Raw genomic sequence first — 14,635 nt, forward strand, 5'->3', positions numbered from 1 at the left:
GGCGGCGACGAGTGGCACATGGTCGCGGCATTTCCCGAGAAGGGACCTCCGGGCTGCGCCACTCGCGGTTCACCTCGCGCCGCTGCGCGGAACCCGGCGTCAGCCCAGCAGGCGCCAGTCCTCGAGGCCGTCGTACAGCGGAACGTCCTGCGCCAGCTTGCTCACCCGGGCGCGCAGTGCGTCCAGGTCGGCGTTACCGGCCAGCGCGCTCGCGATGATGTCGGCGACCTCGGTGAACTCGGTGTCGCCGAAGCCGCGGGTGGCCAGGGCGGCGGTGCCGATCCGCAGGCCGGAGGTGACCATCGGGGGCCGCGGGTCGAACGGAACGGCGTTGCGGTTCACGGTGATACCGATCTCGTGCAGCAGGTCTTCGCCCTGCTGGCCGTCGAGTTCGGAGTTGCGCAGGTCGACCAGCACCAGGTGCACGTCGGTGCCGCCGGTGAGCACGCTGACGCCCTTGTCCTTGACGTCGGCGGCGGTGAGCCGCTCGGCCAGGATCTTCGCGCCCGACAGGGTGCGCTCCTGACGGTTCTTGAACTCCTCACCCGCGGCGATCTTGAAGGCGACGGCCTTGGCGGCGATGGCGTGCATGAGCGGACCACCCTGCTGGCCCGGGAACACCGCGCTGTTCAGCTTTTTCGCGTACTCCTGCTTGGCCAGGATGAGGCCGGAGCGCGGACCGCCGAGGGTCTTGTGCACGGTGGAGGACACTACGTCGGCGTAGGGCACCGGCGAGGGGTGCAGACCGGCGGCGACCAGGCCTGCGAAGTGCGCCATGTCCACCCACAGGTAGGCGCCGACCTCGTCGGCGATCGAGCGGAACGCCGCGAAGTCCTGATGGCGCGGGTAGGCCGACCAGCCCGCCACGATCACCTTCGGACGCGCCTGCAGGGCGATCTCGCGCACCTCGTCCATGTCGACGCGGTGGTCTTCCTTGCTCACCCCGTAGGAGTGCACCTCGTAGAGCTTGCCGGAGAAGTTCAGGCGCATGCCGTGGGTCAGGTGACCACCGTGCGCGAGGTCGAGGCCGAGCAGCTTGTCGCCCGGGTCCATCAGCGACATCAGCACCGCGGCGTTGGCCTGCGCGCCGGAATGCGGCTGCACGTTGGCGAATTCGGCGCCGAACAACTCCTTGGCGCGGTCGCGCGCCAGAGTCTCCACCACGTCCACGTGCTCGCAGCCGCCGTAGTAGCGCCGCCCCGGGTAACCCTCGGCGTACTTGTTGGTGAGCACGCTGCCCTGCGCCTGCAGCACCGCGCGCGGCACGAAGTTCTCCGAGGCGATCATCTCGAGCGTGTCGCGTTCGCGGGCGAGCTCGCCTGCCATCGCGGCAGCGAGCTCCGGATCGAGCTCACCGAGAGACTGGGAATTGACAGAGGCGGTCGTCTGCGTCACGACCTCAGTCTATGGGCCGCGGGCCCGGCCCTCGAGCAGGGGGTTCACCCCGCCCGCGCGTCGTGCGGTACGGCCGTGACGTGCGACACTCCCCGCGCATGCCCCACCCCGTGGTCAGCGGGAGTCGTCGTCCTCCGGGAGGTAGCTCTCCAACAGCACCGCGAGATGCCGCTGCGCGTCTTCCAGCGGACGCGTGGACTTCATGGCCCGCGCCTGGATGATCGCTCCCTCCATCGCGCTGAACGCGAAACTGCTGAACGAGCGCGCATCGGCGGCGGTCATGCCCGCCGAGACCAGCGCAGCGCCGAGCCGCTCGTGCCAGGCGGCGAACACCTCTCCCGCGGCCGCCTGCACCCGGGGCTCGGACTCGGCCAGCGCCGCCCCGACGACCGGGCACCCGGCGCGATAGTCGGTCTTCCGCAGCGCGGGCACCCACCAACCGAGCAGCGAATCGAACCAGCGGCGCGGCGGCGCGGCGGTGACCTTGTCGATCACCTCGCCGGTCCGCGCGCCCGCGACCCGGGTGGCGGTCTCGACCAGCTCGCTCTTCCCCGCCGGGAAGTGCTGGTAGAGCGAGTTGCGTGAGGCGTTGCTGCGTTCCAGCAGGGTGGTCAGTCCCGCGGCGTGCACACCCTGCTCACGGACCAGTTCGATGGCGCTTTCGATCAGCCTGGCGCGCGGCCCTGCGGTCATGCGAGCTCCTTGCCCGAGGGTTGCGTGAACCGATCGGTCCATGTTGCAATCATCTCAGATGTGGACCGATCGGTTCATCGAAAGGATGGGATTGATGTCCGAAGCCACGGTCGACCCGGCGCGACTGTCCGGTCTCGAACTCCTGCGCACCGCGATGAGCCGGGCGGATCGCCCGCCGTTCATCGGCGATCTGCTCGGCATGGAGGTCGACGAACTCGAACACGGCAAGGTGGTCTTCGCGCTGCGCACCCGGCCTGACTTCGCCAACCCGCTCGGTACCACCCACGGCGGCATCTGCGCGACCCTGCTCGACTCGGTGATGGGCTGCGCGGTGCACACCACGCTGGAGCCCGGCGTCGGGTACACGACGCTGGAGCTGAAGATCAACTACATCCGGGCCGTGCCCACCGGCGGACAGCGCCTCACCGCCACCGGCACCACTATCCACGTCGGGCGCACCACCGCGACCGCCGAGGGACGGGTGGTCGACGAGCAGGGCCGCCTGGTCGCGCACGCCACCACCACCTGCGTCATCTTCCGCGCACAACAGTGACCCGAGGAGCACTGCCATGGCCGCACGAACGCCGTGCGGCTCAGCCCGTTCCCGCCGGACACCGGCTCACGCGGCCGCGCGCAACGCTCCCGGCGTGAGCGGCTCGTCGAGCAGCCTGCGGAAGCGGTCGGCCCGGTCCTCGGCGTCGGCCGCGCGATCGAGCCACCCGCCCAGCAGCCGGTACCCCTCGACGTAGGTGGAGATGTACGCCCGCCACAGCGGCGAGGACAGGAAGCGCAGCGACTGGCGCGCCCGCTCGGGCGTCGTCAGGTTCCATTTCTGCAAGAACTCCGCCACCTCGTCGTGCGACCGCCCCCGATCGTGCAGCAGCAGCGCGGCGTCCTGGCGCACGCTCAGCAGCTTGGCGGAGGCGTTCGAAAGGCGTTCGGCTCGTTCGCCGTCGAAGCGCAGCCCCAGGTCCGCGTAGATCTCCTGCGCCCACTTGCCCCAGCCGGGTCCGACGATCGAGCGCAGCGCCAGATCCGCGAGCCCCTCGGCCATCAGGCACTGCGGCGTGTTCACCAGGAACAACGTCTGCTCGGCCTGCCCGGTGGCGACCAGCCCGGCCTCCTTGCGGCAGTGCTCGGTGTGGTGCCCCGGGTAGGACTCGTGCGCGATCAGCTGCGGCAGGTGCGCCATGTGCTGCTTCAGGTCGGAATTGATCGCGACCCGGGAGTGGTAGTTGCCCAGGTAGTAGTTGAACCCGGACCACGGCTTGTCCCCGACCACCTCGTAGGTGACGTGCTCGTGGTCGGGCAGCGGGTAGCGGGCGCGGACCAACTCGCGCAGCGCGCCGGAGAACGCCTCGACGCAGACCTGCAGGCGCTCGGGCGGGATCTCATCGGCCTTGCGGTGCGCGGCCACCCGTTCGGCCAGCGGACCGTCCCCCGCGAGCACCTCGTCCATCTGCCGGTGCGCGTCGCGGTAGTCGTCCACGTCGCCGGGCGCGATATCGACGTCGAAGTAGGCGCTGACCTCCTCGACGAACCCGATGTCGTCCCCGGCGAACTTCCGTCCGGAACATTCCAGCGCGCGCAGGTGCGCGTCGAGGAATTCGGCGCGCTGCGGCGCCAGCCCCGCCTCCGGCACCGCGGCACGCAACTCGGCGGCACGACGAGCCAGCTCACGCGGCTGCGGCGCGGGCGCGTTCTGCACCTCGCGGCGCAGGGCGGGGTCGCCGGTATAGGCGTCGACGAACCCTTCCTCCAGCCGGTCGAAGGCGAGGCCGAGCCGCAAGTATTCGGTCACGAGCGGATGCGCATCCATGCCAGCCGACATTAGCGGTTCACACCTGGTGCATCGAGTCGGTTACCAACGGGTAGTGGTACCCCGCTCATCCCACGATGTTGACGCGGAGCAGAATTCGGCTATGCGGCGACAGCTAGACCGAATCTCACCGGATCCGCACCCGCACTGTGCGTGTTTGCCGAAATGGAGCGTCGGGTAAGTGGCACGAATGAGCGAGCCGAGTCCCTACGTGGAATTCGACCGGAAACAGTGGCGGACCCTGCGTAAATCGACTCCCCTGGTGCTCACCGAGGAAGAACTGATCGGCCTGCGCGGTCTCGGGGAACAGATCGATCTCGAGGAAGTCGCGGAGGTCTATCTTCCGCTCGCTCGTCTCATCCATCTGCAAGTGGCCGCCCGTCAGCGGCTGTTCGCCGCGACCGCGACCTTCCTCGGCGAAACCCATCCCGACCAGCAGGTACCGTTCGTGATCGGCGTCGCGGGCAGTGTCGCGGTGGGCAAGTCGACCACCGCGCGCGTGTTGCAGGCGCTGCTGGCCCGCTGGGATCACCACCCGCGGGTCGACCTGGTCACCACCGACGGATTTCTCTATCCCACCGCGGAACTCACCCGGCGCGGCATCATGCACCGTAAGGGTTTCCCGGAGAGCTACGACCGCCGCAAGCTACTGCGATTCGTCACCGAGGTGAAATCCGGTGCGGCCGAAGTCTGCGCGCCGGTCTATTCGCACATCTCCTATGACATCGTGTCGGGCAAGCAGCACTGCGTGCGCCAGCCCGACATTCTGATCGTGGAGGGTTTGAACGTGTTGCAGACCGGTCCGCGCCTGATGGTCTCGGATCTGTTCGACTTCTCGATCTACGTCGACGCGCGCATCGAGGACATCGAGAAGTGGTACGTGCAACGGTTTCTCACCCTGCGCAACACCGCTTTCGCCGATCCGAACGCGCATTTCCACCACTACTCCGGATTCACCGACGAGCAGGCCACCGCCGCCGCGCAGGAGATCTGGAACAACACCAACCGGCCGAATCTGGTGGAGAACATTCTGCCCACCCGTCCGCGCGCCACCCTGGTGCTGCGCAAGGACGCCGATCACAGCATCAACCGGCTGCGGCTACGGAAATTGTGATTCCGCTTACAATTTCCACGCCTCGTCCAGGCGCCGGGCGACATCGATATCTCGCACCGCGGCGATGTGTGGCTTACGGATCTCGGCGGAGATGTAGCGGGCGACGAAACGCTTGATCTCGTGATCGACGCTGGCGAGGATGCGCAGCAATTGCCCGCGCTTGGTGGCGGCGGCCACGTCGACGCGCACGTCGGCCGGCCGCGGTTCGGCGATATCGATCACCACCCGCAGTGGCGCGGCCGTGCGCACCGTCAGGTGCAGGTGCACGGTGCCCTCGACGTGGAAGCGGTGCCGATCGACCGTCAAGTCAAGCAGCAGGTCGACCTCGAGCGGGATGATCAGCTCGAACGCGATCGCCTCTTCGCCGTGACGGCGCAGCCGGGACGCGCCGAGCTGAACCTCCGCGGTCACCTTGGCCAAGCGGCCCGGCCCTACGCCGATCGGGCCGAAATCGAAGGCCGTGCCGGTCAACTGTGCGAACGCGCCGGAGATGCGCTCTTCGGAGGCGGCGTACTCCAGGAAGCGTCTACCGAACTCGGCATAGCTGATGAAGTCGCCAGATTCGCGCCGGACGGCTTCGGCGGGCCGTTGACCGAACGCGCTCATGAGACCGCACGGTACGCGAGAACGGCGGAGGTGGCGCCGAATTCACCGGGCCGAGATCGACTCAGACGCCGAAACGGCGATGGCGCGCGGCGAAGTCGCGCAGCGCCCGCAGGAAATCCACCCGGCGGAACTCCGGCCAATACGCCTCGGTGAACCATATCTCCGAGTATGCGCTCTGCCACAGCAGGAACCCGGACAGCCGCTGCTCGCCGGAGGTCCGAATGACCAGGTCGGGGTCGGGCTGACCGGAGGTGTAGAGGTGCTGGCCGATGGCGTTCACGGTGATCGACTGGACCAGGTCCTCCCCGGTTTCGCCCGCGGCGATCTCCTGACGGACCAGCGAGCGCACCGCGTCGGTGATCTCCTGCCTGCCGCCGTAACCGACCGCGACGTTGACGTGCACCCCGTCGCGGCCGTCGGTGCGCTCGGCGGCGGTGCGCAACCGCTTGGCGATCAACTCGGGGAAGCCGTCGAGCGAGCCGACGATGCGCACGCTCCAGTTCTGTTCCGGCGCCGACAGCTCCTCGACCACATCGGTGATCACCTCGAACAGCGTCTCCAGTTCGTCGGGATCGCGCTGCAGGTTCTCGGTGGACAGCAGGTAGACGGTCACCATCTCGATGCCCTCGGCCTCGCACCAGCCGACCAGCTCGGCGATCTTCAGCGCGCCGACCCGGTGGCCGTGACTGACGTCGGTGAAACCGTTCTCCCGCGCCCAGCGGCGATTGCCGTCACACATCACCGCGACGTGCCGGGGATGTTGTTTGCCGGCCAGCTGCCTGGACAGCCGGGCCTCGTAGATGCGATACGGCAGACCCCGCACCTGACTCGGAAGTTCCACGCGGGCAACCCTACGCCTCGGGGGCACGATCACGGCATCGACCGCGATAGGCCGGTAGAGTGGCCGGGAGCGCGCAAGTTACGGTTGCGTAGGTTACTGACGGGTTAGCCGGCTCGTCGATACCGGGCCCGGCGCGGGGCCGCGAACAGACTCGTCCGGCTCCCCTCGAGGAGGTACTCGTGTCCGAATCGGTCAGCGCCACCCACTCGGCACCGGTCACGCCGGTTCCCGGCTCGGCGGGCGAAGCGCTCGCCGAGGCGTTGGTCAAGCCGCGCATGCGGGGCTGGATCCATACCTGGGCCGTCGGCGTCGCGGCGATCGCGGCGGTCGTGCTGATCGCCACCGCCGCGACGATCTCGGCGACCGCTGGATGGTCGACGCTGATCTACGGGCTCACCGTGTGCGGGCTGTTCGGCGTCAGCGCCGTCTACCACCGGGTGACCTGGCCGACCACTCGCGCTCGCATCCGGATGAAGCGAGCCGACCACTCGATGATCTTCCTGTTCATCGCGGGCAGCTATACCCCCTTCGCCCTGCTCGGCTTGCCCGGACGCACCGGACAGACCCTGCTGACCGTGGTCTGGGCGGGCGCGCTGGCCGGAGTGGCGCTGAAACTCCTGTGGCCGACCGCTCCCCGCTGGGTGGGCGTTCCGCTGTATCTGCTGCTCGGCTGGGCCATCGTGCCGGTGGCCGGACAGCTGAACAACCAGATCGGCATCGCGCCGCTGATTCTGCTGCTCATCGGTGGCCTCTTCTACAGCGGCGGCGCGATCCTCTACGCCACCAAGTGGCCGAACCCGTGGCCGGACGTCTTCGGCCACCACGAGTTCTTCCACGCGGCCACGGTGCTCGCGGCACTGACCCATTACGCCGCGGTCTGGCTCGTCGTCTTGCGCTGAGCGCATAGAGTCGACGGGGAGGTCGGACGAGGAGGGGCGGGTTCCCATGATCGCGAAGCTCGTCGTCTGGGCGCTCAAAGCCAGGGGTGGTCTGGCCGCGCTGGTCACCACGGCGAATCTCAGCGGCCTCGCGGTGATCGTCACCCAGCTGTGGCTGAACGGGTTCCTCGGCAGGCTGGGCCCGGATTGGCCGCGGGCGCTGGCCTTCGTCGGCATCTACCCCGCCGTCGGGTTCGTGGCGGGCATCGTGCTGGCGGTGCGCGACCGCAAGACGTACTTCGGCTGGCTCGACGCCGCGCGCAAGCCGACCGAGGTGGAGGCGCGGCGCCTGCTGCACCTGCCCGTCGCCATCACCATGCGCGCGCTCGCGCTGTGGATTCCCGGTGTGATCGTGGCGACGGTGATCTTCGCGCAGCTGAGTCCGCACAACGACCCCGGCGTGACGGCGGCGTTGTTCACGATCGGTGCCTTCGAGTCGGCGGCGGTCACCTTCCTGATCGTCGACCGGTTGATCCGCCCGACCATTCCGGTGGTGGCCCGAGTGCTCGGCTGGACCATGCACTGGAGTTCCTCTGTGCTGGTGCGGGTCGTGCTGACCTGGGCCGTGGCGGCGGCGCTTCCGCTGCTCATGCTGATCGTCGTGCTGGCCGACCCGGCGGCGGCCGCGTCCGACCGGGTGCGTACCGCCATCTACCTGTCCGGGGTCGGCATCGGCGTCGGTGCGCTGGCCACGGCGTTCCTCGCTCGCGCGGTCGCCGCGCCGATGCGCACCCTGCGTCAGGCCCTGGACCGGATCGCCCAGGGTGACTGGGGAGCCCGGGTGCCGATCGGCAGTACCAGCGAGATCGGCCGGTTGGAGCATTCGGTCAACGAGCTGGCCGCGAATCTGCGCGAACGCGAGCGGATGCGGGAGGTGTTCGGCAGGCATGTCGGGACGGAGGTGGCCGAGCGCGCGCTCGCGGGCGGAGCGGACCTCACCGGCGACGTGCGCGAGGTGTCGGCGCTGTTCGTCGACGTGACCGGGTCGGTGGAGCTGTCCACCGGGCTGCCGCCGCAGGAGTTCGTGGCCAAACTCAACCGGCTGCTCGCGATCGTCGTCGCGGCGACCGAGGAGAACAACGGCCTGGTCAACAAGTTCGAGGGCGACGCGGCACTGTGTGTGTTCGGTGCGCCGATCGCGCTGCGCGACAACGCGACCCCGGCCCTGCGAGCGGCGCGGCGCATCCGGGACGAGGTGCTCACCACCGGCGAACTCGACATCGGGATCGGCGTCGCACGCGGACCGGTCTTCGCGGGCGACGTCGGCTCCGACACCCGGCTCGAGTTCACGGTGATCGGCGACGCGGTCAACGAGGCCGCCCGCCTCACCACGGCGGCCAAAGAGGTGCCGCGGCGGATCCTGGTGAGCCAAGCGGTGATCGAAGCCGGCGCGGAACACGAACGCGCCAAATGGACGTTCTACGACACCATCGTGCTGCGCGGCATGAAGGAGCCGACGGTCTGCTGGACCGACATCGACAGCTCCGGCACGCGGCCCGAGTCCACGAACACCCGCACCGATCAGCCCGACCTGCCGCCGGACACCAATCCCGTCATCGAAATCCACACCGCACCCGAGTCCGAGGGCGCCCGGACAGCGAACACCGAACTCGACGCCCCACCTCGGCGCTAGAGGCTGGCTCCCTCGAAGCGGGAAGTCATCGATCGCCTCATTGCCGCTAGTTCCGCTGGAGCGCCGCCCGGAGCTGGTCCGGAGTGGAGACCGGGAGGTCGCACACGGAGCCGCGGCAGACGTAGGCGGCGGCCGCGTCACGGACCAAGGGCCGGTCGGCAAGGAGCGGCACGGCGTTCGGCGCGGCGGCGAGGACGACCGAGCCACCCGGGGCGGCCGAACGAGCCGCGGCGAGCAATTCGGTGGGCTGGGCGGCCGGTTCGGCGGTGGCGATGGCGACCTGCAAGGGACCGCGCAGGGCCGCCTCGGCGACGGCGAGCCACTGGCCCGCCGAACGGGGCGCGCGCGCCAGCACGATCGCACCGCGCTCGAGGGTGCGGTCGGCGAGTTCGCGGTAGCGGACGGCTCGTTCGGGGTCGCTCGTGGCCGCGGCGGTGAGCAGCGCTTCGGCCAGCGCGGAGGCGCCAGCGGGAGTGGCGCCGTCGACCGGGTCACGCGGGCGGGCGACGAGGGTTTCGGCGTCGTCGGCGGTGTCGAACCAGCTGCCCGGCTGGTCCGGGTCGGCGAAGTGCTCGATCGCGAGGTCCAGCAAGCGCTGGGCGTCTTCCAGCCAGCCGAGTTCACCGGTGGCCTGGTGCAGCGCGAGCAGTCCGGTGACCAGCCAGGCGTGATCCTCCAGGATGCCGGGCGCGGTGCCCGCGACGCCGCCGAGCGATGCGCGCCGCAGCCGCCCGTCCACCACGTGCTCGGCCAGCAGGAAGCGCGCGCACCGGACAGCGGCGGCGGTCCACTCCGGCTCGTCCAGTGCGGCCGCGGCCTCGGAGAGCGCTGTGATCGCCATTCCGTTCCACGCGGTGACCACTTTGTCGTCCCGGTCCGGCTGGGGGCGGCGGTCGCGGGCGGCGATCAACGCCGCTCGCACGCGTTCCACCCGCGCGGCGTCCTCCGCCGTGGCGGGCTCGACGTACCTGGTCGGCACCGAAGTGCCCTGTTCGAAGTTTCCGGCGGTGGTGACGCCGAAGAATCCGGCCGCCCATGCCCCGTCGATCGGCCCGAGTTCACCGGCCAGCTCGGCGGGCGTCCACACGTACGTCGCGCCCTCGACGCCGGGTTTGCCGGGCTCCAGGTGGGTGTCGGCGTCCAGCGCGGAGGCGAAGCCGCCCTGCGCGGTCCCCAGGTCATCGAGCAGGAACCGTACGATCTCCCGGGTCACCCGCCGCGACAACGATTCCGGAGGCGCCGGGGTGCTGCGCCGGGCCAGGTGCGCGTAGGCGCGCAGCAGTTGCGCGTTGTCGTAGAGCATCTTCTCGAAATGCGGCACGACCCACGCGGCGTCGACCGAATACCGCGCGAATCCTCCGCGCAGCTGGTCGTAGATGCCGCCGCGTGCCATCGCCTCGGCGGTGCGGGCCACCACGTCGATCACCGCGCCGTCACCGGTCCGCTCCCAGTGTCGCAGCAGTCCCTCCAACAGCGCTGACGGCGGGAATTTCGGAGCGCCGCCGAACCCGCCGTGCTCGGCGTCCTCGTCGCGCAGCACGGCGGCGACGGCGTGGGCGAGCAACTCGGGGGTGATCGTCAGGTCCGTGGCGGGCAGTCCCGCCGTCTGGTCGCGCAGGGCCGCCGCCACTTGCGCGGAGGCCTGGTTCACCTCGTCTCGCCGGGTGCGCCAGGTCTCGGTGATCGCGGTGAGCAACTGGGTGAACGATGGCATGCCGCCGCGCGGAAGTTTCGGGTAGTAGGTGCCGCAGTAGAACGGTTCGCCGTCGGGGGTGAGGAAGCAGGTCATCGGCCAGCCGCCCTGACCTGTCATCGCGACCGTGGCGTTCATGTACACCGCGTCCAGATCGGGCCGCTCCTCCCGGTCGACCTTCACGCAGACGAAGTTCTCGTTCATCTGCTCGGCCGTGGCCGTGTCCTCGAACGACTCGTGCGCCATCACGTGGCACCAGTGACAGGACGCGTACCCCACCGAGAGCAGGACGGGCACGTCCCGCTCGTGCGCTTCGGCCAGTGCCTCGGCATCCCATTCCCGCCAGTGCACCGGGTTGTCCGCATGCTGGCGCAGGTACGGGGACGTCGCCTCTCCGAGCCGGTTCATGGCTCCACCGTACGGCGCATTCCGGCGCCGCGCGGGCGGCACGGCTCGACTCGTGGTCCGGACATCCGCCGCGAACGACTACGTCACCGCTGAGGCAGCCGGGGCGCTCTCGCCACCGCGGTACGAACCCACCAGACGGCCTACCAGACGGCCTACGCCCCGTCCGGATCGGTGCGATCCGGTGGCTCGATCGGTAGAGCGGTCCACGGCAGGGTCCTCGGATCCGCCGGGCTCGATTCGCTCAGGCCGGTATTTCGTCGCCTGGAGATCTCGGGCGCGTCCAATGTGCCGTGCGGGAGCGGCCGATTTCGGTTCGGCCGCTCCCGCACGGGAAATGCGAATATCGATTATCGATAGAATATTTCAGCTCTGAGTCGTATCCGATCACGCGGTGGGAACGGGTACCGGCGTCCTATGGAGAATTCACGGCAACCGAATGGAGTGCGCAAGCCCCCTGCCGCGACGGATGGGCTCGTTCCCGCCGACTAGGCGGTTCGGGCAAGAACTTCTCGACCCACGTACGCCAACAACCGACGGTGCGCCGGTTCGTCGTCGGCGACCGCGACTTCGGGCCCGAAAACGCCGGGCCCGCGGAATGTGTCGATGCCTCCCATTGCTTGCATGGTGGCGAGCAGTTCGCCACATAGCTCGTCGTCGGCCAGATCCGGCCGATCGATGGCCACCGCGATATCGACCCCGTGCACGAGGAGCTCGGTGAGATGCACCAGTGCCGCCACGGGACCGGGCAGTTCCCCGAGCGAGATGGCCACCGTGCCGTCCAGCGCGTCGAGCCGGTGCCAGGCGGCGCGGTCCACCTCGGCCGCCGCGGCGTACGCGCCCTGCGGATCACCGCCGAGCCAGTCGGATTCGTGCTCGGCGCCCGCGTCCGTGCCGCTCAGCGCTGCCGCGAAGATGTGCATGCCGCCCACGGTGTGGTTGAGCACGGCGCGGACATCCCACTCCCGGCACGGCGTCGGCGCTGCCAGACCCGCTCCTCCCACGGCGGCGACGATCGCTCCGGTCGCATCCAGTGCACGGTCGATCTGTCCGATCACGTTGTCCATGAGCATCCTTCGGTCGAGCGGTTTGGCTGAATTGGTAACACAGGACGCCGACAAGTGCGCGGTAATGCGAACACCACCTTGCACCGGGATAGTTGCCGGCGGTGTGCTTCTCGAGATCGCCAGCGTGCGGGGACCACGGTTACCTCGGGACCGAAGGTTCCGATTCGAACCCGGACCGTTCCCGAGGCGGTAGCAGGCCGTCGCCGCCTTTCTCGTAAAACCCCGCGATAAAAATGGGATGCGACAACAGGACTCGTCTCGATGCGGTTCTCGGACACCTGGAAAACACCGTGTGCGCACAACCGAATGGCTGCGGAACCGACGCGGGATCCCGCTTCTCGAGGCGGGCCGTGACGCCGACCGGCTCTTCTGAACCGCGGCGGGGCCGCGACCACCAGCGGGCCTCGGCCAAGCCGCCATCGGTCTATCCGAGCACCGGATAGTTGGCCCGGATGACGCCGCGGGGGTCCCGGGCGCGCTTGATCTCGCGCAGCCGGGTGAGCGGCGCGGAATCGAAAGCGGCCGAGGCGGTTTCGCCGGGCGTGAGGAATGTGTACGGCTTGCTGCCGCTGATCTGCCCGCTCACCGCGTCGACGAGGGCGGTGCGCCGCGCGGTCACCGCGTCGGCGAGGTGCGGCAGCCCGAGAAGCCCATACCGCCACCGAGGGTGTAGCCGGTGACGCCGACCACCGGATTGCTGCCCGCCAGGCCGGTCAAGCCGTGCCTGGCAGCGGCCGCCTGCACCCGGCCCCACGCCGCCCCGGCGCCGACGCGCGCCACCCGCCGCTGGGCATCGATCTCGATGTCGTCCAGCTGCCCGGTGCGCACCAGGATCGCGTCGGGCACTCCGCCGGACGCGCCGTGACCGGTCGGCTGGGTCACCACCGGCGCGCCGACGCGGGCGGCGTACCGGACGACGGTCGCGATGTCGCCCGCGTCAGCGGCCCGCACCACGGCGGCCACCGGCTGGGTGACCGTCGTCGTCCACGGTCTGGCCGCGGTCTGGAAACCCTCGTCACCGGCCACCAGCACGCGACCGGGCAGCGCGGCGCGCAGTTCGTCGAATGTCATTGCTCGTCCTGACTCTCAGCGTTCGGAAGCAGACGCGAGCGACGAATGCGTGAGCAGGCCCTCCGGACGGAACGGGCCGTGGTTCGCGCCGCGACTACCTCATCGACGAAGGAGAGCGCGGAAAAGTGACAAAGAGCGGATCAGCGGGCTCAGCGCCCGGTCAACTCGATTCGGCGCGCCCTTCCGGGCCCGCGCCTTCGGTCCCGTCGGCACGACGGGCGATGCCGGGCTCGGTCCCCTCGTCGGCCTCCTGGTCCGGTTCGGGGTGCTCGGGCTCGAACGTCGCGGGCAAGCCCTTGATGTGCCGGTTCATCGAACGGATCAGCAGGAAGGTCCCCGCCAGGAGAAGCAGGACGATGACCAGACCCAGCGGCGACGCTTTACCGAACTCGGGGCCGGTCGGCGTCCCGGGCGTCTGGGCGAGCAGGATCAGCGTCACGACCGCTCGTCCTCGATGCCCGCGAACAGGTCGGTCTCCGGCAGCTCGGTGCGCACCCGGGTCTTGGCCAGCTCGAACTCCTCGGTCGGCCACAACCGCTGCTGCATCTCCAGCGGAACGGCGAAGAACGCGCCGTTCGGGTCGATCTGCGTCGCGTGCGCGCGCAAGGCGTCGTCGCGCTGCGGGAAGTACTTGGCGCACTCGATCTGGGTGGTGATCCGGGCGAACATGTCACCGCGCTCGGCGGCGTACTTGCGCATCCGGTCCAGCCATTCCTGCATCGGGAACGGTTCGCCGAGACGCTCGTACTCCGCGGCGAAGGCTTCCATCCGCCGCATGCTGAAGCCGTGGTCGTAGTACAGCTTGAGCGGCGTCCACGCCTCCCCCGCCTCGGGGAAGCGCTCGGGATCCCCGGCCGCCTCGAACGCCGCCATCGACACCTCGTGGCAGCGGATGTGGTCGGGGTGCGGGTAGCCGCCGGTCTCGTCGTACGTGGTCATCACGTGCGGCTTGAACTCGCGCACCACGCGCACCAGGGCCTCGGTGGCCTCCTCCAGCGGAACCAGCGCGAAACTGCCTTCGGGCAGCGGCGGCATCGGGTCACCCTCGGGCAGCCCCGAATCGACGAATCCGAGCCAGTGCTGGCGCACGCCGAGCGCGCGCGCCGCGGCGGCCATCTCCTCGCGGCGGATCTCGTGGATCCGCTCCAGCACGCCGGGGGTGTCCATGGCCGGGTTCAGGATGCTTCCGCGCTCTCCGCCGGTCAGCGTCACGACGAGGACGTCGTGTCCTTCGTCTGCGTAGCGGGCGGTCGTCGCGGCACCCTTGCTGGATTCGTCGTCTGGGTGGGCGTGCACCGCCATGAGGCGAAGGCCACTCACGTCTCGTTCTCCGTCGCTCTCGGTCGCGGGTGTCGGGGCT

General features: G+C 69.5%; 15 protein-coding genes. 4 read left to right on the plus strand and 11 right to left on the minus strand.

Features of this window, described 5'->3' with window-relative positions; translation table 11 throughout:
• Positions 1-99: 99 nt before the first annotated feature.
• Together glyA and NG1_RS18550 are read right to left on the minus strand one after the other, a co-directional pair.
• A complete protein-coding gene (gene glyA / locus NG1_RS18545; protein WP_040869603.1) occupies positions 100-1,395 on the minus strand; it encodes a serine hydroxymethyltransferase in 1,296 nt (431 codons plus the stop codon).
• Between the two features lie 114 nt (positions 1,396-1,509).
• On the minus strand, positions 1,510-2,088 hold the full coding sequence (locus tag NG1_RS18550; protein WP_062972484.1) for a TetR/AcrR family transcriptional regulator: 579 nt from the start codon (positions 2,086-2,088) through the stop codon (positions 1,510-1,512).
• A gap of 94 nt (positions 2,089-2,182) precedes the next feature.
• Between NG1_RS18550 and NG1_RS18555 the strand changes: the two genes are divergently transcribed.
• Positions 2,183-2,641, plus strand: a complete 459-nt coding sequence (locus tag NG1_RS18555) for a PaaI family thioesterase (protein ID WP_373686151.1) — start codon at positions 2,183-2,185, stop codon at positions 2,639-2,641.
• A gap of 66 nt (positions 2,642-2,707) precedes the next feature.
• Here the strand turns inward: NG1_RS18555 and NG1_RS18560 are convergent, their stop codons facing one another.
• Positions 2,708-3,907: a hypothetical protein gene (locus tag NG1_RS18560; protein WP_062972486.1), complete on the minus strand. Its 1,200-nt coding sequence runs from the start codon at positions 3,905-3,907 to the stop codon at positions 2,708-2,710.
• Positions 3,908-4,088: 181 nt separating this feature from the next.
• On the opposite strand from NG1_RS18560, the gene coaA reads away from it, so the two are divergent.
• Complete coding sequence (coaA, locus tag NG1_RS18565) at positions 4,089-5,021, plus strand: type I pantothenate kinase (protein WP_040869612.1); 933 nt, start codon at positions 4,089-4,091, stop codon at positions 5,019-5,021.
• A gap of 6 nt (positions 5,022-5,027) precedes the next feature.
• On the opposite strand, the gene NG1_RS18570 is transcribed toward coaA, so the two are convergent.
• A complete protein-coding gene (locus tag NG1_RS18570) occupies positions 5,028-5,627 on the minus strand; it encodes a hypothetical protein (RefSeq protein ID WP_062972488.1) in 600 nt (199 codons plus the stop codon).
• Between the two features lie 61 nt (positions 5,628-5,688).
• The gene (locus NG1_RS18575; protein ID WP_062972490.1) at positions 5,689-6,468 is read right to left on the minus strand and encodes an isoprenyl transferase; all 780 of its coding nucleotides are present in this window, start codon (positions 6,466-6,468) and stop codon (positions 5,689-5,691) included.
• A 260-nt stretch (positions 6,469-6,728) separates the two neighbouring features.
• Between NG1_RS18575 and trhA the strand changes: the two genes are divergently transcribed.
• The gene (gene trhA, locus NG1_RS18580; protein ID WP_369691019.1) at positions 6,729-7,367 is read left to right on the plus strand and encodes a PAQR family membrane homeostasis protein TrhA; all 639 of its coding nucleotides are present in this window, start codon (positions 6,729-6,731) and stop codon (positions 7,365-7,367) included.
• 46 nt (positions 7,368-7,413) lie between these two features.
• Entirely contained in the window at positions 7,414-9,039 is a 1,626-nt protein-coding gene (locus tag NG1_RS18585) for an adenylate/guanylate cyclase domain-containing protein (protein WP_062972492.1), read from the plus strand.
• Between the two features lie 46 nt (positions 9,040-9,085).
• On the opposite strand, the gene NG1_RS18590 is transcribed toward NG1_RS18585, so the two are convergent.
• The 6 genes from NG1_RS18590 to mca form a co-directional block, all read right to left on the minus strand.
• Positions 9,086-11,140: a thioredoxin domain-containing protein gene (locus NG1_RS18590; protein WP_062972494.1), complete on the minus strand. Its 2,055-nt coding sequence runs from the start codon at positions 11,138-11,140 to the stop codon at positions 9,086-9,088.
• Positions 11,141-11,625: 485 nt separating this feature from the next.
• Complete coding sequence (locus tag NG1_RS18595; RefSeq protein WP_062972649.1) at positions 11,626-12,204, minus strand: TIGR03086 family metal-binding protein; 579 nt, start codon at positions 12,202-12,204, stop codon at positions 11,626-11,628.
• 424 nt (positions 12,205-12,628) lie between these two features.
• Positions 12,629-12,823 carry a hypothetical protein gene (locus NG1_RS38375; RefSeq protein ID WP_062972496.1) on the minus strand — a complete coding sequence of 65 codons (195 nt, stop codon included), beginning with the start codon at positions 12,821-12,823 and terminating at the stop codon, positions 12,629-12,631.
• The gene (locus tag NG1_RS18605) at positions 12,820-13,275 is read right to left on the minus strand and encodes an FAD-binding oxidoreductase (RefSeq protein ID WP_062972497.1); all 456 of its coding nucleotides are present in this window, start codon (positions 13,273-13,275) and stop codon (positions 12,820-12,822) included. Before NG1_RS18605 ends, NG1_RS38375 begins: the two co-directional genes overlap by 4 nt.
• Before the next feature lie 160 nt (positions 13,276-13,435).
• Positions 13,436-13,714, minus strand: a complete 279-nt coding sequence (locus tag NG1_RS18610) for a hypothetical protein (protein WP_062972499.1) — start codon at positions 13,712-13,714, stop codon at positions 13,436-13,438.
• The gene (gene mca / locus NG1_RS18615) at positions 13,711-14,577 is read right to left on the minus strand and encodes a mycothiol conjugate amidase Mca (RefSeq protein ID WP_157114121.1); all 867 of its coding nucleotides are present in this window, start codon (positions 14,575-14,577) and stop codon (positions 13,711-13,713) included. Before mca ends, NG1_RS18610 begins: the two co-directional genes overlap by 4 nt.
• Between the last annotated feature and the right edge of the window lie 58 nt (positions 14,578-14,635).

This window comes from Nocardia gamkensis NBRC 108242 (genome assembly GCF_001612985.1).
In the GTDB taxonomy this organism is placed as follows: domain Bacteria; phylum Actinomycetota; class Actinomycetes; order Mycobacteriales; family Mycobacteriaceae; genus Nocardia; species Nocardia gamkensis.

Coding starts and splice junctions, on each gene's coding strand:
- NG1_RS18560 (WP_062972486.1), bottom strand. CDS start 3,907: ATGGATGCGCATCCGCTCGTGACCGAATACTTGCGGCTCGGCCTCGCC.
- NG1_RS18585 (WP_062972492.1), top strand. CDS start 7,414: ATGATCGCGAAGCTCGTCGTCTGGGCGCTCAAAGCCAGGGGTGGTCTG.
- NG1_RS18555 (WP_373686151.1), top strand. CDS start 2,183: ATGTCCGAAGCCACGGTCGACCCGGCGCGACTGTCCGGTCTCGAACTC.
- NG1_RS18605 (WP_062972497.1), bottom strand. CDS start 13,275: ATGACATTCGACGAACTGCGCGCCGCGCTGCCCGGTCGCGTGCTGGTG.
- mca (WP_157114121.1), bottom strand. CDS start 14,577: ATGGCGGTGCACGCCCACCCAGACGACGAATCCAGCAAGGGTGCCGCG.
- NG1_RS18550 (WP_062972484.1), bottom strand. CDS start 2,088: ATGACCGCAGGGCCGCGCGCCAGGCTGATCGAAAGCGCCATCGAACTG.
- NG1_RS18595 (WP_062972649.1), bottom strand. CDS start 12,204: ATGGACAACGTGATCGGACAGATCGACCGTGCACTGGATGCGACCGGA.
- NG1_RS18590 (WP_062972494.1), bottom strand. CDS start 11,140: ATGAACCGGCTCGGAGAGGCGACGTCCCCGTACCTGCGCCAGCATGCG.
- NG1_RS18570 (WP_062972488.1), bottom strand. CDS start 5,627: ATGAGCGCGTTCGGTCAACGGCCCGCCGAAGCCGTCCGGCGCGAATCT.